Raw genomic sequence first — 17,403 nt, forward strand, 5'->3', positions numbered from 1 at the left:
AGCGGCTACTCCGAAATAAGTGGTCAAAGCTACTAATCATGTCAGTGATTAGTAGCTTTTTTTGTGCACTGAATTAGAGAAAAGAGTGATGATAATGACATTGGCACGTGAAGAAGTAATTGCGGCTTTAAATAATCAAGAAACTGGTAAAATCCCAATTTCTTTTTGGCGCCATTTTGCGGTAGATGAGTTTACGAATGTCTTTCAAGAGCCAGCAGTCCTCCAAACAAACTTGGGAGGTCACCAAAAATACTACAATGCTGTAGATGTTGATTTTGCTAAAACGATGTTAGATGGCTATTTTGCTTACCCATTTCGTGGGGTTGATGATCCACGGAGTTTAACTAATCTTCAAAGACTTCGGCCGCTGAACCAGGACGATCCGTGGATTACCGGTCAAGTTGAACTTGCTCAACAACAACAGCAGATTGCTGGGAAACGGCCAACTTTTATTACGATGTTTTCCCCAATGCTGCTTTTTAAGTGGGCGTTAATTAAGCATTATGCAGAGCCACTTTTATTAGCCGATCAACGATTCACAGATCTTTATGAACAAGATCCATCGCTAGTTTTTCAGGTCTTAGAAGTAATTGCTGACGATCAAATCAAAGTTGTCCAGGCAATAATGGCTAACACTACAGTCGATGGTATTTATTACAGTACGCAGTCAATTCAGGATTCACGTTTACGTGATGACACCCAATTCTTTAAGCAAGTAATGGAGCCGATTGATCTTAAGGTTCAAGAAGGAATTAACCAAGTGTCACGATTGAATATTCTTCATATCTGCGGATTTGATGGTGCAACTAATCATCTTGAATGGTTCACTAATTATCCGTTGCAAGTTGTTAATTGGGCAACGGGAATTGATGGTTATTCGCTAGGTGAGGGGAAAAAGCTGTTTGGTGATCGGCCAGTAATGGGTGGCTTTGATAATAGTACAACCGGAATTCTCTATCGCGGAACTAAGGAGCAAATTCAAACAGAAGTCAAAAGGCTAATTGATGAAGCCGGTCACCGGGGGATTATTTTGGGAGCTGACTGCACGGTTCCCCGTGATATTTCTTATGAACGGTTAAATTGGGCGATTGAAGCGGCTCACCAGGGCTAGGAGGTTATCGGGAATGTTATTGAAAATAACGGATTTGAAAAAACAATTTAATGGTCAACAAATTTTAAATGGGATTGACCTTTCAATTAACAAGGGCGAAGTAGTGGTTATTATCGGTCCCTCTGGTTCAGGAAAGACAACCCTATTGAGAAACTTAAATTTCCTCGAACAAGCTGATAGTGGCTTGATGGAATTTGCTGGAGAAAAAATTAACCTGGCTCAAGCGACTAAGTCAGAAATTCAGATGGTTCGACGAAAAACAGCAATGGTATTTCAAAATTATAATCTGTTTAAGAATAAAACTGCTCAGGAAAATATTGCTGAGGGATTAATTTATGGTCATGGTGAGAATGCTAAGACGGCAAACCAAAAAGCAGTCCAAGCATTGAAAAATTTGGGCTTGGATAAACGAAAAGATTATTATCCTTCGCAACTATCAGGTGGTCAACAGCAAAGAATCGGAATTGCTCGGGCAACAGTTCTTAATCCAGAAATTATATTATTCGATGAACCAACCAGTGCTCTTGATCCCGAGTTAGTAGGAACTGTCTTAAAAGATATTCAGCAGTTAGCTGAACAAGGGCAAACGATGATTGTTGTTACCCATCAGATGTGGTTTGCGCGGAACGTTGCAAGTCGAGTGTTGTTCTTTGCTGATGGTGAGATCATCGAGTCAGGGACGCCTGTGCAAATCTTTGAACATCCACAGAAACAAAGAACTAAACAATTCTTAAATGCATTGGCAGATAACTATTAGGAATGGGAGGTAGATCAATGAATAGTCAGAAGATTATTGGGATTATTTGGCGAGGCTTTCCGAACACGATTGAATTACTAATCTTTTCCTTTATCTTTGCAACTCTTTTGGGATTGCTCTTAACTTGGGTTGGGTTGCGTAAAAATAGGTTAGCTCAAGGAATTGCAACAGTATACCTGAATCTGGTTCGAGGAACACCACCGTTGCTAATGTTGTTACTTGCTTATTATGGGTTACCGGTTTTGTTGAAAGCAATCGGGATCAATATTGATCATTGGACAAGGTTAATGTTTGGAATTCTTGGGCTCTCCTTAGGGTGGAGTGGTTATTTAGCGGAAGCGTTTCGGTCAGCCTACCTCTCAGTCGATACGGGTCAAATTGAAGCTGCTCGTTCTGTAGGAATGAAGGATCAGACCACCTTTAGGCAAATTATCTTGCCTCAAGCGGCAATACTTGCTTTGCCTAATATTGAAAATTTGGTAGTGGGGCTGGTTAAGGCAACTTCATTAGTTTATGTTATTGGTTTATATGACATGTATAATCAGGCATCTAATCTTTCAAACCAAACTGCCGGCTTACACCAGTTGCAAATATTTATTCTTTTGGCTTTGAGCTATTGGGGATTGGTATTAGTAATTGAAGTCTTATTTCGTCTTATCAGACGGCGTTACCAGTGGCTAGCTTAGGAAGGATGTGATTATGTGTTTGATTTGAATTTCGCGAAGGATTCGTTTAACCAAATTCTGGCAGCCACACCACTAACGCTAATTGTAGCTTTAGTTGCAACTATTATTGGATTAGGTCTAGCGATTCTAGTAGTAATTGCCAGAGAAAAGCGAATCCCGGTCCTTTCTCAGTTTTTAGCGATACTAGTATCGTTTATTCGGGGGACACCAATTTTAGTTCAACTATATGTTGTTTATTATGGACTACCTCAATTGTTAGTGTTGATGAATGAATGGGGCTGGAACACGAATCCTAATGGCCTGCCAGCAATCATCATTGCCTTTTCTGCTTACGGCTTAAATGCGATGGCTAACTTGTCGGAGAGCATTCGAGCAGCTTACCATTCGGTTGATTTTGGACAATATGAGGCCGCGTTATCAATTGGAATGACGCCTTTTCGGGCAATGACTCAAATTGTAATTCCCCAGTTAATTATTAATTTGATTCCTAATTTTACGAACATTTTTTTAGATTTAATCAAGGACACAGCGCTGATTTACAATATTGGCTTAGTCGAGATCATGGGGCAGGCAAATATTGTTTCATCAATTGGGTTTAAGTACCTGGAAACTTACACTGATGCATTAATTATTTACATTATTATTTGCTGGATCTTTGCTCAATTATTTAGGTTGGTTGAAGGAAAACTACGGCAACGCTATTTCGTTGTATAGGGAAAGAGAGGTTATTTATTATGAAGATTTCAAAGTTATTTACAAAGTTAGCGGTGATTGGTTTAGTTAGTACTGGTGCAGTTAGTTCAGCAACAGCAGTTCATGCGACAACAACGGTTAATGTTGCTGCACCAAATGGTAATCCGGCATATATTGTTAATACTGATAACGGACCTGAGGGATATTACGGTGAACTAATCAAAAAAATTGATCAGGACTTACCTCAATATAAGTTTAAGACTACGTTCACATCCCAAAACGCGGTCTTTTCAGGATTGCAAAGTAGTAAGTATGACGTTGCCTTAAATAATTCTTGGTACAACAAGCAGCGTTTCCAGACATATTATCATACACGGGCAGTCGGGCTTGACGACTTACGCCTGGTTTATAATAAGAGTGGAAAGAAAGCTAGCTCATTAGATGATGTTGCTAAGAAGAATTTAAAGTTAGTTCCCGTTTCAACTGATGATGCCCGTTATAGTGTTTTAGAAGACTATAATAAATCACATAGTAAAAAGGTGAACTTGAAAGCAATTGGTGACCAATCTTCAGCTGATGCGTTAGCTCAAGTGGCTAATGGTAAATATGACGTTGCACTATACCCATACGCTGCCTATAAACAGGTTGCTAATTCCAAAAATGGAAAGAAATTGACAGTTTCAAAATCAATTGATCAGCGGTCAGCATACTTGCTCTTACATAAGGATGCAAAGAATAAAAAATTAACGCGGGTACTGAATAAGGAAATTAAAAAGTTATATGATAATGGTTATTTGGAAAAACTGACAAAAAAGTATCTCTATGAGAATACCTTCGCTTTACCAGGCGCTAAGAAGAACTATAATGCTGAATTTAATAAGTAATAAACAAAAAGACTAGGAAGAAATTAGATTCTTCCTAGTCTTCTTTGATCATTTATATTGATAAGTGAAAATTAATTGTTTTGGAGCTTAGCCATACCGTCCTTAGCAACCTTTTCAAGGGCAGCAGCAGAAGCATCCATAGCCTTCTTTTCACGGTCATCCAAAGGAACTTCGATAACCTTGTCAATACCGGATGCGCTGATAACAGCAGGAGTACCGATGTAAAGATCATTAATTCCGTATTCGCCGTCCATTGGGGCACCAACTGGTAATACAGCGTGTTCGTCACGTAAGATAGCGCGAGTAATCCGCATCAAGCAGGTAGCAACACCGTAGAAGGTAGCGCCCTTACGGTTAATGATTTCGTAAGCCTTGTTACGAACATCATCTTCGATCTTAAGTAATTGATCCATTGAAACATTGTTTTCCTTAGCAATGTCAAGAAGTGGCTTACCACCGATAGTTGCACTTGAGTAAGCAGCAAATTCGGAGTCACCGTGTTCAGCAAGAATGTTTGCTGAAACATCGCGTGGGTCAACATCGAACAACTTAGCCAAAGCAATACGAAGACGTGATGAATCAAGTGAAGTACCTGAACCAATAACCTTGTTCTTTGGGAAGCCAGAAAGCTTTTGAACAGCGTAAGTTAAAATGTCAACTGGGTTAGCAGCAATCAAGAAGATACCGTTAAAGCCAGACTTAACAATTGGTTCAACAACTGACTTCATGATCTTCAAGTTCTTGTCAACTAATTGAAGACGAGTTTCACCAGGCTTTTGTGGTGCACCAGCAGTGATAACAACCAGGTCAGCATCCTTGCAAGTGTCGTAATCAGCAGAGTAAATTTGCTTTGGTGCAGTGAAGACAGTAGCATCTTCAAGATCCAAAGCGTCACCTTCAGTACGCTTCTTAACAAGATCAACGATGGCTAATTCTTCAGCCAAACCTTGTTGTACTAATGCGTAAGCGTAACTTGAACCTACAGCACCGTCACCAACAAGAACAACTTTTTGATGATTCTTAGACATAATTAAACAGTCTCCCTTTCATCCAGTAAATATGCTATTTGAGATTTCTCTCACATGACTAATTATAACATTCCTTGTGAAAAAAGCTATTAAATTCGGAATTATTGTCATTTTTTATGAAAAGTAGCTAATAATTGCTAGTTTTGCTTATGATTGGAGACCGCTAACTAACATAATAAAAAGTGCAATTACGATTGCAGGAATCAGTAAGACATGAAAAATGAAGCCGATCGCGAAAATTAAAAAGAGCAGTCCGAGAACTTTGAGGGTAAAAACACCTAATTTCCACATGATCCATAAAACTAATAATGTGATCAAAATTCCCAACTTCACTAACCTCCTAAGCTAAATAGTGAAGGAATTATATCATTTTTTAAATTGAAAAGATTAATTCACGTTAACATTTTGCACAATCTTAACCATGTGATAAAATGAAACATATGTTAATGAATTGATTATATAAAAGGAGGAGGTGATTACCGTGTTGAATCAAACGAAGCGTTTTATGCGTGATAATGACTTAATGTATAAGAAAGAATATATTCGGCCAATGATGACGCCGCAGCATGTATATGTCTTTCGATTTGGGAAGCATCGATTGAACAATCGGGTAATCATTCGTTACTCCCATACATGGACGGGGCGACTAAGGATTAATGAGATTGATGTTCGCCTGCACCACCAGCATCATCCACGGATTTTTCGGACTGAAGCTGACTTGATTGAATATTTAAAGAGTCACTTTGCCCAAAAAGATGATGAGGAGAATCCATCGCAGCCTGTTAATTTTGGGAATGAAAAATAGGTGAGTGATATTACTGTGACCATCATATTGGTGGTCATTTTTTATTTAAAGAGGAGAATAATATGGATTGGACAGCAGTAAAAGTAATTACTTCCAGTGAAGCAGTTGAAGCAGTTAGTTATATTTTAACTAACGAAGGAGCAGTTGGGGTTCAAATTGATGATGCGAAAGATTTCGCAAATTTAAAGCCTGGTCGTTATGGGAAATACGGAGAAATCATTGATCTGCAGGAGATCCCCCACCGGAAAAATGGGGCTGCAGTTACCGGATACTTTCCGCGAAATGTCTTTGTTCCTGAACTTATCTCAACAATTAAAGGGCGGGTTGCAAAGTTAAAGGATTACCAACTTGATCCTGGAGCAGGCCTTGTTGTTTCAGAAGCAGTCAATAATAAGGATTGGGCAACCGTTTGGCAAAAATACTACCACCCATTGCGAGTAACCAGCCAATTAACAATTGTTCCTCAATGGGAAGACTATCAACCAAGTTCTGCTAATGAGAAATTAATCTTTTTGGATCCAGGGATGGCCTTTGGAACAGGAACTCACCCAACGACGCGCTTAATGATTGAAGCACTTGAAATTGTTGCTCGTGGTGGTGAATCAATGATTGATGTTGGTACAGGTTCTGGAGTCTTAAGTATTGCAGCAAAACAGCTAGGGGTAGGCCAAGTAGCTGCTTATGATATCGATGAGGTTGCTGTTCGATCCGCAAAGAAGAATATCGACTTAAATCCGGTTGCTGCTGACGTTAAAGTTGGTGTTAATAGCCTGCTTGATGGGATTCATACCCAGGTGGACCTAATCGTTGCAAATATTTTGGCTGAAATAATTGTTCCATTAATCCCTCAGGCGTTTGAAAATTTAAAACCAGGTGGTCGGTTCCTTGTTTCCGGAATTATTAAGGATAAGGCAGACTTAGTTGAACGGGAATTAAAGGGCCACCACTTTGTTATTGACCAGAAGTTACGAATGAAAGATTGGTATGGAATGATTGCTCATAAAGCAGTAGAGGGTCAGGAATAATGCAACGTTATTTTATAGATCAAAGTAAAACAGCAGGTAAAGTTATCCTTCCAGAAGAAGTTGCCCACCACCTTGTGACAGTTCTTCGAGCAGCCGTTGGAACCAAGTTTGAATTAGTAATGGCGGATCATCAGGCTTATCTTGCTGAGCTGATTTCGATAACTCCAGGCAATGTCATAGCCAAATTGATCGAGAACCTTGGTAAAGATAGTGAACTCCCAGTGAAAACGATTCTTGCTTGTGGCTTACCTAAGACTAAGGAAAAACCTGAGCTGATTGTTCAAAAGGGGACGGAACTTGGTGCCGATAAGATCGTCTTTTTTGAGGCTGAACGTTCGATTAGTCACTGGAATAGCCAAAAGCAACCACGGAAAATTGCCCGCTTGCAGAAAATTGCTGACGCTGCGGCTGAGCAATCACACCGAAATGTTAAGCCACAGATTGAATATTGCCCTTCATTAAAACAGCTCCTTGCTAATTATCCTGCAACGATTCGTTTAGTTGCCTGGGAAGAGTCGGCAAAGGAGGGAGAGAGCAGTCGTTTGTTTCAAGCGCTGGCTAAGTTACAAACAGGAGATTCCATTCTTGCCATATTTGGTCCAGAAGGTGGATTGAGTTCGGCAGAAGTTACTATAATGGAAGAAAACGGGATCATCCCGGTTGGCTTTGGACCACGAATTCTACGAACGGAAACGGCTCCTTTATATTTTTTGGCAACCGTCTCATTTGTTACTGAATTATCGAAGAATAATTAATAGATTGTGGTACAATTATTTTCATCATATTATGTATAGGAAGTTAGGTTATGGATTGGCTAAAAAAAGTTGAAAGTAACAAAAGCATTGCTGTATGGGGATTCGGGATCCTTTTTGGAATTATTCTTCCATTATTTAGCGATAAATTTCGGTTAATTCACCGTGTATGGATGGTTGGTTTTTTCCTGTTCTTGGTTAATATGCTTTTTAGTATTTGGCTCGGTCAATATATAAAGAGGAGTGGTTTAAAATGGTGGAACTTATTGGTATTTCCAGTCTTATACCTCCTTGTTTCATACGTATTTATGCCAAAGTATACTGTTTATTTTGCTCTATTCTATTTAGGAGTTACTTACCTAGCTTGGTCGATTAGTTCACAAAGCCAACCAAAGTAGTTTAGATTGGAGGGTGGCACATTGTCAGAGGTTAAAGAATTATCACATGAAGATGTCCTTAAAATGGTTTCTTCATATATGAATGATGAACATGTTGCTTTAGTTGAACGGGCATACCATTTTGCCGCAGTTTGTCATCGAGATCAGCGACGAAAATCAGGTGAGCCGTATATCATTCACCCGATTCAAGTTGCGGGAATCTTAGCTGATCTGCATATGGATCCAGAGACAGTTTGTGCTGGGTACCTTCACGATATTGTTGAAGATACTGGGGCGACTTTAGATGATATTAAGGAACTGTTTGGCCCAACCATTGCTCTGATTGTTGATGGTGATACTAAACTGGGAAAGATCCAGTACAAGTCAAATAAGGAACAAATGGCTGCTACTCACCGTAAACTGTTGCTTGCGATGTCTAAAGATATTCGTGTGATGATTGTTAAACTTGCTGATCGGCTTCATAATATGCGCACCCTTCAGCATTTGCGGCCGGATAAACAGCGCCGGATCTCAAACGAAACTTTAGAAATCTATGCGCCAATTGCTGATCGATTAGGGATTAGTACCATTAAATGGGAGCTGGAGGATCTCTCTCTTCGTTACCTTAATCCGCAACAATACTACCGGATTGTCCACTTAATGAATTCACGACGGGACCAACGAGTTGAATATATTGATGAGGCTATTGGAGAGATTAAAAAGGCGATTAGCGATCTCAACTTAGGACCAAACGTTGAAATATATGGTCGGCCTAAACATATTTACTCAATTTACCGTAAAATGGTTAACCAGCATAAACAGTTTAGTCAGATTTATGACCTGTTAGCAGTCCGGATTGTTGTTGATTCAATCAAGGATTGTTATGCAGCTTTAGGGGCAATTCACACTAACTGGAAGCCAATGCCAGGAAGGTTTAAAGACTATATTGCGATGCCTAAAGCTAATGGCTACCAATCATTGCATACTACGATCATGGGCCCTGGCGGTAAACCACTGGAAGTCCAGATTAGAACTCACCATATGCACCAGGTTGCAGAATATGGGGTTGCAGCACACTGGGCCTATAAGGAGGGAAAAACTAACGGAATTCAACAGACCCGCGATAGTCAAAAGCTGAATGTGGTTAAGGAAATTCTCGAACTACGTAGCGAAAGCGATGGGACGGATGAATTTATGCAGGGTGTCCAAAGCGACATCTTTGCTGATAAGGTTTATGCTTTCACGCCAAAGGGTGATGTAATCGAATTGCCACAAGGATCAGGGCCACTTGATATGGCTTACCAGATTCATACTGAAGTTGGTAACCACACGACCGGAGCCAAGGTTAATGGTCGGATTGTTCCCCTGGATTATGAAATCAAAACCGGAGATATTGTGGATATTCTGACTTCTTCTTCATCTGCCGGGCCAAGTCGTGATTGGTTGGAACTCGTGTCTACACGACGGGCACGAAATAAGATTCGTCAATTCTTTAGAGCCCATGATCGAGAAACAAATATCGAGGAAGGTAAGCGAATGATTGAACGGGAGATCCGGGAAGCCGGCTTTGACCCGTTTACCTTGATGACCGAAGAAAAGAACGAAGAAGTAGCCAATCAGATGCACTACCAAAGCAGTGATGATATGTTTGCTGCAATTGGCTTTGGTGATATGGCTCCGGTTGGCGTACGGAATCGCTTCACTGCTGATGTGCGAAAAAAGGAAGAAGATTCACGGAAACAGGCTGCTGAAAAAGCCGTCCTTGAAGAACATGCAACGTTGGAAAAACCCGATCAACGAGAGAAAAAGAAACAGGCTAAGGAGACGAGTGAAGGGATCATTGTTGAGGGTGTTGATAACCTGCTGACCCGTCTTAGTCACTGTTGTAGTCCAGTTCCTGGTGATGACATCGTTGGTTACATTACCAAAGGGCGTGGTGTATCGGTCCACCGTTCGGATTGTCCTAACATTAAAGCTGCCGAGAAGAGCGGTCAACGGATTATTCATGTTTACTGGGCTAATCCAAATGGGGATAAGACGAACTATAACTCGAACATTGAAGTTCAGGGCTATAACAGGAGCGGTTTGTTAAATGATGTTCTTCGTTCAGTAAATAATACTACAAAATTCTTAAACTCTGTAAACGGGAAGGTTGACCACAATAAGATGGTCACCATTAGTATGACAATTGGTGTTCGGAACCTTCATCAATTGCAGTTCATTATGGATTCGTTAAAGAATATTAAGGATGTTTATGTCGTTAAGCGAACCATTCGTTAGTGAGGAGGAAGATTAGTGAGAGTAGTTTTGCAAAAGGTCAACCATGCTTCAGTTTCAATTGACGGTGAAGTTGTTGGGGCAATTAAGCGTGGTTATATGTTATTAGTTGGCTTTGCTCCTGATGATGGGGATGAGCAACTGGATTACCTTGTCCATAAAATTGTTAACCTTCGCGTCTTTGAAGATCAAAATGGTAAAATGAACCTTGGCCTTCAAGATGTTGACGGTGCCATCCTTTCGATTTCACAATTTACCTTGTATGCTGATACAAGACATGGTAATCGTCCCGGCTTTACTGATGCGGCTCGTCCTGAAATTGCTGAGCCGCTTTATCAGCGATTTAATGAAAAACTGGCTGCTACTGGTGTTCATGTTGAAACTGGGCGGTTCGGTGCCGAGATGAAAGTTGATCTGGAAAATGACGGACCAACGACAATTATTTATGAGAAGTAAATAAATAGTACGAAAAAGGATCTCCAAAGTACGGTAATGTCGGACTGCCTCTGGAGATCCTTTATATTATTAATCATTAATAGCTGCTTAAAATGTTATCAACTGCGGGACCATAACTTTCACCAAACAGGATTAGGTGCATGCAGAGGTAATAAAATCTGTACCACGGAAGCCGCTCGTCAATTCCTGAAGTAATTGGATATGTGTCATTATAGCCACGGTAAAATTGATCATCGAAACCACCGAAGACTGTTGTCATGGCTAGATCAAACTCCCGATCACCATAAACGCAATCTGGATCAATTAAGTATGGCTGGTGAGTTTGGCTAAACATAAAATTCCCAGCCCAGAGATCGCCATGCAGCAGGCTTGGCTGAACCTCGTGTGTAGAATAGTAATTATCGAACTTGGCAACCATTCGGTCAAAGTGTTCTTGTCGCCACTTATTCCAACGACCTTGTTCTACTGCTGCTGAAATCTCTGGCTTTAAGCGTTGATTGATGTAGAAGTCGCGCCAACTGGGATTCCACTGGTTATTTTTAACTAGTACCTTTGTTTGGTGGTTGTCCATAAAGCCAAATTCTTCTCTTCGTTGTTGGTGCATTTTAGCAACTTCTTGGCCAAGTGCGTATTGGTTACCATAACCGCTATCGATCCAATTTAATATTAGGTAAGCATCGCCATTAATTTCGCCATTAGCAACGGGAGTAGGAACGTTAGCAGTCTTGCCGATTTCGCGTAGTCCAGCAAGTTCATGATTGAAATATGATGCCGGATGATGCGGCTGAACTTTGACAAAGTATGTCGCCTGGTTAGTAGTGATTTGATAAGCTAGGTTAATGTCACCACCGCTAACTGACTGGCAACTAGTAATATTGTTTAGTGGTAATTGCGATAACCATGCACTAGATAATTGATGATTGTTCAAAATAGACACCCTCTTTTGGCTTATATTTTAAACTTTTGTCGGGAGAAAGCCAATGAAACTGTAGCTATTGACTTTTTTGCCGAACTCGGGTACTGTAAGAATGTAATTTTAATACTAATAGCCAATGATAAAGAATGCTTATTTGCCTTAGTCGATAGCGAGTGGGAGCTGGTGAAAGCCCATGACAATGAGGTGATAATTGACGCTTTTGAGGCTGGGCAGTTGTCCCCGTCGGTATTTCGACGTTATCAATGAGTGATACTAAGGTGGTACCGTGCAGAAAGCACCCTTATGATGTAAGGGGTGCTTTTTTTATTAGAAATTAGTATTAACACTACCAATCTAAAAATGGTTAAAGAGGTAATTAGAGGATGAAGAGAACTAATTACGCTGGGGAAACCAGTGAAAAGCAAGTGGGTCAAGAAGTTGTCCTAAAAGGATGGGTTGCCAAACGTCGTAATCTCGGTGGCTTAATTTTTATTGATCTGTGGGATCGTGAAGGAATCGTTCAACTGGTCTTTAACGAAAAAGAAAATCCCGAAGCATTTAAGATTGCTAATGCGGTTCGGAATCAATATGTCCTTGAAGTTCAAGGGAAAGTTCAACTACGGGCTGAAAAAGAAATTAACCCTGAGATGAAGACTGGAAAAGTTGAAGTTGCGGTTGATCAGATTAAGGTTCTGGCAAAGTCCGAAACAACGCCATTTGACATTGTTGATGACGTTGACGCAAGTGAAGATTTGCGGATGAAGTACCGTTACCTTGATCTTCGTCGTCCTGAAATGATGAAGAATTTGATGCTGCGGAGTAAGGTTACATCTGTCGTTCATCATTACTATGATAATGAAGGGTTCATGGACGTTGAAACACCAGATTTAACTCGTTCTACTCCAGAAGGTGCCCGTGACTACATCGTTCCATCACGTGTTTACCCAGGTCATTTTTATGCTTTGCCACAATCTCCACAATTATTTAAGCAATTACTTATGGCTGCCGGAGTTGACAAGTATTATCAAATTGCACGCTGTTTCCGGGACGAAGATTTGCGTGGTGACCGGCAACCCGAATTTACTCAAATCGACACTGAAATGAGTTTTGCTACTCCAGAAGACATCCAAACAGTAACTGAAGGATTAATTAAGAAGGTTATGAAGGAAGTCTTGGGCGTTGATGTTAAGACCCCATTCCCACGGATGGAATGGCAGGAATCAATGGATAAGTACGGTTCTGACAAACCTGATACCCGATTTGGGATGTTAATCCATGATTTATCTTCAATTGTTAAGGACAGTTCATTTAAGGTCTTCTCTGGAACTGTAGCTAAAGGAAACTTTGTTCGGGCAATCTGTGTTCCTGGTGGGGCTGATAAGTACTCCCGGAAGGATATTTCTAAGAAGGAAGAATATATTAAGCGTTTTGGCGCTAAGGGTCTTGCCTGGGTCAAGGTTACTGAAGACGGTTATTCCGGTCCAATTGCAAAGTTTATTAATGATAAAGCTGACGCAATCAATGCGGAAATGGGTGCTAAGTCAGGAGATTTGATTCTTTTTGTAGCAGGTTCATTCCACGTTGTTTGTGATGCCCTTGGCTACTTACGCCGTGAGATTTCTAAGGAGCAAGACATGATTGCACCTAACCAATGGAATTACCTCTGGGTTGTTAACTGGCCAATGTTCGAATATGATGAAGGGTTTGGAAAGTGGATTGCAGCACACCACCCATTCACCATGTTGAATGAAGAAGACCTTCACTACCTTGAAAATGGTGAAGATCCGCATAAAGCTCATGCTCAAAGTTATGATATTATCCTTAATGGTCAAGAAATTGGTGGGGGTTCAATCCGGATCCACGATCCAAAGGTTCAAGAAAAAGTCTTGAAGGCATTGGGATACACTAAGGAACGTGCAGAAGCTCGCTTCGGCTTCCTACTGAAGGCATTAACATTGGGAATGCCTCCTGAAGGTGGGTTAGCCTTCGGGTTGGATCGTTGGGTAATGTTGCTTGCACAAGCAGATAATATTCGTGATGTTATCCCATTCCCTAAGAATTCTAAGGCTGTTGAACCATTGACTGCCGCCCCTGGTAAGGTTAGTCAGCAGCAACTGGATGACTTAAAGGTTCAGTTTGATGATCAAGTTGACTATAAGCAGGATAAATAATTAACAGTATAAAATTAAAAGAGGCAGGAAAAATTTTTCCTGCCTCTTTTAATTGGATATTATCAAGGTTTGTTTAATGTAGATCCTTGATTACTTGAGAATCTTCTTTAAGAATTCCTTTGCCCGGTCACTTGTCGGGTGGGCAAAGAATTCATCCGGTTTACCGGTTTCCTGAATGTAGCCATCGGCCATAAACCAGATTTGATCCGCTACTTCGTGGGCAAATCCCATTTCGTGAGTAACAACTACCATTGTCATTCCTGAATCAGCAAGATCATGCATTACAGTTAACACTTCATCAACCATTTCTGGATCAAGAGCACTCGTTGGTTCGTCAAAGAGCATTACTTCAGGATCCATCGCTAAAGCACGGGCAATCGCCACCCGTTGTTTTTGCCCACCAGATAGCTGGTCAGGATATTGTTTTGCCTTTTCTGCTAAACCGACTTTCTCCAGAAGCTTCATTCCAGTCTCTTCGGCTTGCTTCTCGGGGATATTTTTGACTTTCATTGGTGCTAGCTTAATGTTTTCAATCACGTTCATATTTGGGAAGAGGTTGAATCCTTGGAAAACCATTCCCATCTTTTCCCGTAACTGATTAAGTTGCTTATCGTTAATCTTAGTTAAATCATTTCCCTCAAAAAAGACCTTGCCGCTAGTTGGCTGTTCGAGACAGTTCAGGCAACGAAGAAAGGTACTTTTACCAGCACCAGAGGGACCAATTACACAGATAACCTGACCTTTATCAACATGTTCGGTGATATCTTTAAGGACAATGTTATTCTTGAACTTTTTTTGCAAATTTTGAATTTCAATCATTTTAGTGGACATGTTTCATTCTCCCTTCAAAGTAAAGTAGAATTCTGGAAAGTGTAAACGTTAAGATGAAGTAAATCATCATAGTAATGAATAATGGGAGAACTCCTTTGTAGGTTGCGGATTGAACTAATTGTGTTTGGAACATTAATTCAGTTACACCAATAACGGAAACTAGTGAACTATCCTTTAGCAAGGTAATTAATTCGTTCCCTAAAGCAGGCCAAATATTCTTAAGTGCTTGAGGCATGATTACATAACGGAAAGCCTTATTTTTATCCATTCCTAAGCTTCGAGCTGCTTCAGTTTGACCGAGCGGAATTGACTGAATCCCAGAACGAATAATTTCAGCAACGTAGGCCCCAGAGTTTAACGAAACGGCGATGATCCCGGCAAGTAAGGCGGGGAGGGATTGGATAATTGCACCAATACCAAAGTAAACAAACATGATTTGAACCATCATTGGGGTTCCCCGGAGGAATTCGATATAGCAAACCGCAATTGTATGCAGAAGCTTATTCTTTGAAAGACGCATAAGAGCGAAGAGGGTCCCTAAAATGAAGCCGAAGAATACTGAGACGATCGTAATAATCAGTGTGTACTCAAGCCCTTTTGCAAAGTAACGCCAGTAACTAAGAATGGTGTTTTGCTTTTTATAGCTCTTCATATATTGGGCTGACTCTGGAATCCATTTTTTATTAATTAAGTCTTCATCGTTGACTTTTTTGATCGTTTGGTTAGCAGCATTTACAAGGGAGGTATCACCCTTTGGAAAGGCGAGGGCGATTCCACCGGCAGTAACCGGTAATTTTGAGTTAAAAGCGTAGAGGTTAGAATTATTAGATGCGTATGCTTTTGCAGTCGCTGCATCCATTAAAACACCATCATACTTATGGGACTGTAAACCGATAACTAATGAAGAAAGTTTTGCTAATCCCTTACCATTAGCTTGTGGCATGTCCTTAGAAATCATTGTTGATTGTAAGGTCCCGTTTTGGGCACCAACAGTCTTACCATTAAAACTTTTGGCATTAACCAACTTATCCTTGTCACTCTTATTGATAAGGAAGTAGCTGTCACCGGTGTAGTAGACATCAGAAAAGTCAACACTCTTTTTCCGTTCATTGGTGATGTTCATCGCACCGGCAATACAATCAATTTTCCCGGTTTCTAGGGCAACTAAAAGTGAATCAAAGTCCATGTTTTTAATTACTAATTTAACGCCAATATCTTTAGCGAATTGTTTCATGAGTGAGACTTCGAAACCAACATACTTTGTTTTACCGTGTTCCTTAGTCGTAAATTCATATGGCGGATAATCGGCACTTGTTCCGACAACTAAGGTTCCTTTTTGTTTAATCTTTTGCAGTGAATCATTCTCGGCTACCTGTGAAGTATTAGTAGCTGAACTTGAGCTGCTGCTTTCATCGGCGGCTAATGCTGATACTGGAGCGCACAGTATTGGGAACGCAATGATTATTAGCATTAACCAATGTTTGAAACATTTCATAATCAATAACTCCTTCAATTTCCTAAAATAAATACGTTGGTATGCAATATACGCCAAAATGATTAAATATGCAATAGATATTTAAAAAATAGTGTATTTTATTCAACAAAACTGAATAATGCAATTATTAATGAATAAAAACGCTTTCAAGGTAGAAAACAGATTGACTATTATAGTTAAGAAAATTTATCCTAAATATTTAGGAAGTAATATTGACACTCAGAATCTAATTGGTTACAATTGCTTTTGTAGTGAAAGAACGGGGTCATACCGTTCTAATACGTAACTTTAAGCTCGGAGGGAGGGAATCAACATGTCAAAAACAGTCGTTCGTAAGAATGAATCTTTGGATGACGCTCTTCGACGCTTTAAACGTACAGTTTCACGCAACGGAACTTTGCAAGAATACCGTAAACGCGAATTTTACGAAAAGCCAAGTGTAAAACGTAAGTTGAAATCTGAAGCGGCACGGAAGCGTAAGAATAAGCGCCGTCGTTATTAATTTTTTAACTCCTACCTCTCCATGACAGGTAGGAGTTTTTTCATCTTTAATTTTAGCCAAAGGAGCAAGCAAGATAATGAGTTTATTAAATGATTTAACTGCAGATATGGTTTCTGCTATGAAAAACCGTGATAAGGAAACACTAGCAACGGTCCGGATGTTAAAGGCAGCTGTCCAAAATGAACAGATTGAGCAAGGACATGATTTAACTTCAGATGAAGAAATTGCAGTAATGGCTCGTGAATATAAGCAACGAAAAGAATCACTTGAAGAATTTGAACAAGCAGGACGCCAGGATCTGGTTGACAAGACTAAGGCAGAAATGAAAGTTGTTGAAAAATACATGCCACAACAACTTTCCGCTGATGATGTAAAGAAGATCGTTGATGAAACAATTAAGGCGGTTAATGCCTCTAGCATGAAGGACTTTGGTAAGGTCATGGGTGCTGTGATGCCTAAGGTTAAGGGACAAGCTGATGGTAAGTTAGTTAACCAAACCGTTAAGGAAGAATTGAATAAGTAGTTTTATATGTAGCTTTATATTGGGATAAGAAATATGTGTACATCGATTATTTATACGGCTGGTGACAGCTATTTCGGTCGGAACCTTGATTTGGAAGTTTCTTTTGGTCAAGAA

At 40.1% G+C, this 17,403-nt stretch carries 19 protein-coding genes; 14 read left to right on the forward strand and 5 right to left on the reverse strand.

What is annotated here, in order from left to right:
- The first annotated feature begins 94 nt into the window (after positions 1–94).
- Genes HMPREF0549_RS03975 through HMPREF0549_RS03995 form a run of 5 tightly spaced genes read left to right on the forward strand, consistent with a single transcriptional unit; the run spans position 95 to position 4,131 of the window.
- On the forward strand, positions 95–1,111 hold the full coding sequence (locus HMPREF0549_RS03975; RefSeq protein WP_040531119.1) for a uroporphyrinogen decarboxylase family protein: 1,017 nt from the start codon (positions 95–97) through the stop codon (positions 1,109–1,111).
- Positions 1,112–1,124: 13 nt separating this feature from the next.
- Positions 1,125–1,868 (forward strand): amino acid ABC transporter ATP-binding protein, encoded by a 744-nt coding sequence (locus tag HMPREF0549_RS03980; protein WP_003716964.1) that lies wholly within the window; start codon positions 1,125–1,127, stop codon positions 1,866–1,868.
- A gap of 17 nt (positions 1,869–1,885) precedes the next feature.
- Positions 1,886–2,554 (forward strand): amino acid ABC transporter permease, encoded by a 669-nt coding sequence (locus HMPREF0549_RS03985; protein WP_040531122.1) that lies wholly within the window; start codon positions 1,886–1,888, stop codon positions 2,552–2,554.
- 15 nt (positions 2,555–2,569) lie between these two features.
- Complete coding sequence (locus HMPREF0549_RS03990; protein WP_003716966.1) at positions 2,570–3,268, forward strand: amino acid ABC transporter permease; 699 nt, start codon at positions 2,570–2,572, stop codon at positions 3,266–3,268.
- Positions 3,269–3,288: 20 nt separating this feature from the next.
- Positions 3,289–4,131: a transporter substrate-binding domain-containing protein gene (locus tag HMPREF0549_RS03995; protein WP_003716967.1), complete on the forward strand. Its 843-nt coding sequence runs from the start codon at positions 3,289–3,291 to the stop codon at positions 4,129–4,131.
- A gap of 71 nt (positions 4,132–4,202) precedes the next feature.
- Here the strand turns inward: HMPREF0549_RS03995 and HMPREF0549_RS04000 are convergent, their stop codons facing one another.
- Positions 4,203–5,159 carry an L-lactate dehydrogenase gene (locus HMPREF0549_RS04000; RefSeq protein ID WP_003716968.1) on the reverse strand — a complete coding sequence of 319 codons (957 nt, stop codon included), beginning with the start codon at positions 5,157–5,159 and terminating at the stop codon, positions 4,203–4,205.
- 147 nt (positions 5,160–5,306) lie between these two features.
- Positions 5,307–5,486 carry a hypothetical protein gene (locus tag HMPREF0549_RS04005; protein ID WP_040531125.1) on the reverse strand — a complete coding sequence of 60 codons (180 nt, stop codon included), beginning with the start codon at positions 5,484–5,486 and terminating at the stop codon, positions 5,307–5,309.
- Positions 5,487–5,664: 178 nt separating this feature from the next.
- On the opposite strand from HMPREF0549_RS04005, the gene HMPREF0549_RS04010 reads away from it, so the two are divergent.
- From HMPREF0549_RS04010 to dtd, 6 genes are all read left to right on the forward strand, one after another.
- Positions 5,665–5,964 (forward strand): hypothetical protein, encoded by a 300-nt coding sequence (locus HMPREF0549_RS04010; protein ID WP_003716970.1) that lies wholly within the window; start codon positions 5,665–5,667, stop codon positions 5,962–5,964.
- 62 nt (positions 5,965–6,026) lie between these two features.
- Entirely contained in the window at positions 6,027–6,989 is a 963-nt protein-coding gene (gene prmA, locus HMPREF0549_RS04015; RefSeq protein WP_003716971.1) for a 50S ribosomal protein L11 methyltransferase, read from the forward strand.
- On the forward strand, positions 6,989–7,744 hold the full coding sequence (locus HMPREF0549_RS04020) for a 16S rRNA (uracil(1498)-N(3))-methyltransferase (protein ID WP_003716972.1): 756 nt from the start codon (positions 6,989–6,991) through the stop codon (positions 7,742–7,744). Before prmA ends, HMPREF0549_RS04020 begins: the two co-directional genes overlap by 1 nt.
- Positions 7,745–7,794: 50 nt before the next feature.
- Positions 7,795–8,139, forward strand: a complete 345-nt coding sequence (locus HMPREF0549_RS04025; protein ID WP_003716973.1) for a hypothetical protein — start codon at positions 7,795–7,797, stop codon at positions 8,137–8,139.
- A 21-nt stretch (positions 8,140–8,160) separates the two neighbouring features.
- Positions 8,161–10,398, forward strand: coding sequence for a RelA/SpoT family protein (locus HMPREF0549_RS04030; protein ID WP_040531136.1), 2,238 nt, complete (start codon positions 8,161–8,163; stop codon positions 10,396–10,398).
- A 15-nt stretch (positions 10,399–10,413) separates the two neighbouring features.
- Positions 10,414–10,851: a D-aminoacyl-tRNA deacylase gene (dtd, locus tag HMPREF0549_RS04035; protein ID WP_003716975.1), complete on the forward strand. Its 438-nt coding sequence runs from the start codon at positions 10,414–10,416 to the stop codon at positions 10,849–10,851.
- 76 nt (positions 10,852–10,927) lie between these two features.
- Here the strand turns inward: dtd and HMPREF0549_RS04040 are convergent, their stop codons facing one another.
- On the reverse strand, positions 10,928–11,782 hold the full coding sequence (locus HMPREF0549_RS04040) for a fructosamine kinase family protein (protein ID WP_373878836.1): 855 nt from the start codon (positions 11,780–11,782) through the stop codon (positions 10,928–10,930).
- Positions 11,783–12,150: 368 nt separating this feature from the next.
- Between HMPREF0549_RS04040 and aspS the strand changes: the two genes are divergently transcribed.
- Positions 12,151–13,938: an aspartate--tRNA ligase gene (aspS, locus tag HMPREF0549_RS04050; RefSeq protein WP_003716978.1), complete on the forward strand. Its 1,788-nt coding sequence runs from the start codon at positions 12,151–12,153 to the stop codon at positions 13,936–13,938.
- Between the two features lie 90 nt (positions 13,939–14,028).
- On the opposite strand, the gene HMPREF0549_RS04055 is transcribed toward aspS, so the two are convergent.
- On the reverse strand, positions 14,029–14,769 hold the full coding sequence (locus HMPREF0549_RS04055; RefSeq protein WP_003716979.1) for an amino acid ABC transporter ATP-binding protein: 741 nt from the start codon (positions 14,767–14,769) through the stop codon (positions 14,029–14,031).
- Entirely contained in the window at positions 14,759–16,264 is a 1,506-nt protein-coding gene (locus HMPREF0549_RS04060; RefSeq protein WP_003716980.1) for an ABC transporter substrate-binding protein/permease, read from the reverse strand. The genes HMPREF0549_RS04055 and HMPREF0549_RS04060 overlap by 11 nt, the downstream gene beginning before the upstream one ends.
- A gap of 313 nt (positions 16,265–16,577) precedes the next feature.
- Between HMPREF0549_RS04060 and rpsU the strand changes: the two genes are divergently transcribed.
- Positions 16,578–16,766, forward strand: coding sequence for a 30S ribosomal protein S21 (gene rpsU, locus HMPREF0549_RS04065; RefSeq protein WP_003716981.1), 189 nt, complete (start codon positions 16,578–16,580; stop codon positions 16,764–16,766).
- 76 nt (positions 16,767–16,842) lie between these two features.
- Positions 16,843–17,289, forward strand: coding sequence for a GatB/YqeY domain-containing protein (locus HMPREF0549_RS04070; protein WP_003716982.1), 447 nt, complete (start codon positions 16,843–16,845; stop codon positions 17,287–17,289).
- Positions 17,290–17,403 lie beyond the last annotated feature (114 nt).

Origin of the sequence: Limosilactobacillus vaginalis DSM 5837 = ATCC 49540, assembly GCF_000159435.1 — a bacterium.
Classification (GTDB): Bacteria; Bacillota; Bacilli; order Lactobacillales; family Lactobacillaceae; genus Limosilactobacillus; species Limosilactobacillus vaginalis.

Coding starts and splice junctions, on each gene's coding strand:
- HMPREF0549_RS04010 (WP_003716970.1), top strand. CDS start 5,665: ATGCGTGATAATGACTTAATGTATAAGAAAGAATATATTCGGCCAATG.
- HMPREF0549_RS03995 (WP_003716967.1), top strand. CDS start 3,289: ATGAAGATTTCAAAGTTATTTACAAAGTTAGCGGTGATTGGTTTAGTT.
- HMPREF0549_RS03985 (WP_040531122.1), top strand. CDS start 1,886: ATGAATAGTCAGAAGATTATTGGGATTATTTGGCGAGGCTTTCCGAAC.
- HMPREF0549_RS04020 (WP_003716972.1), top strand. CDS start 6,989: ATGCAACGTTATTTTATAGATCAAAGTAAAACAGCAGGTAAAGTTATC.
- HMPREF0549_RS04055 (WP_003716979.1), bottom strand. CDS start 14,769: ATGTCCACTAAAATGATTGAAATTCAAAATTTGCAAAAAAAGTTCAAG.
- HMPREF0549_RS04070 (WP_003716982.1), top strand. CDS start 16,843: ATGAGTTTATTAAATGATTTAACTGCAGATATGGTTTCTGCTATGAAA.
- aspS (WP_003716978.1), top strand. CDS start 12,151: ATGAAGAGAACTAATTACGCTGGGGAAACCAGTGAAAAGCAAGTGGGT.
- rpsU (WP_003716981.1), top strand. CDS start 16,578: ATGTCAAAAACAGTCGTTCGTAAGAATGAATCTTTGGATGACGCTCTT.
- HMPREF0549_RS03980 (WP_003716964.1), top strand. CDS start 1,125: ATGTTATTGAAAATAACGGATTTGAAAAAACAATTTAATGGTCAACAA.
- HMPREF0549_RS03975 (WP_040531119.1), top strand. CDS start 95: ATGACATTGGCACGTGAAGAAGTAATTGCGGCTTTAAATAATCAAGAA.
- HMPREF0549_RS04025 (WP_003716973.1), top strand. CDS start 7,795: ATGGATTGGCTAAAAAAAGTTGAAAGTAACAAAAGCATTGCTGTATGG.
- HMPREF0549_RS04000 (WP_003716968.1), bottom strand. CDS start 5,159: ATGTCTAAGAATCATCAAAAAGTTGTTCTTGTTGGTGACGGTGCTGTA.
- HMPREF0549_RS04060 (WP_003716980.1), bottom strand. CDS start 16,264: ATGAAATGTTTCAAACATTGGTTAATGCTAATAATCATTGCGTTCCCA.
- prmA (WP_003716971.1), top strand. CDS start 6,027: ATGGATTGGACAGCAGTAAAAGTAATTACTTCCAGTGAAGCAGTTGAA.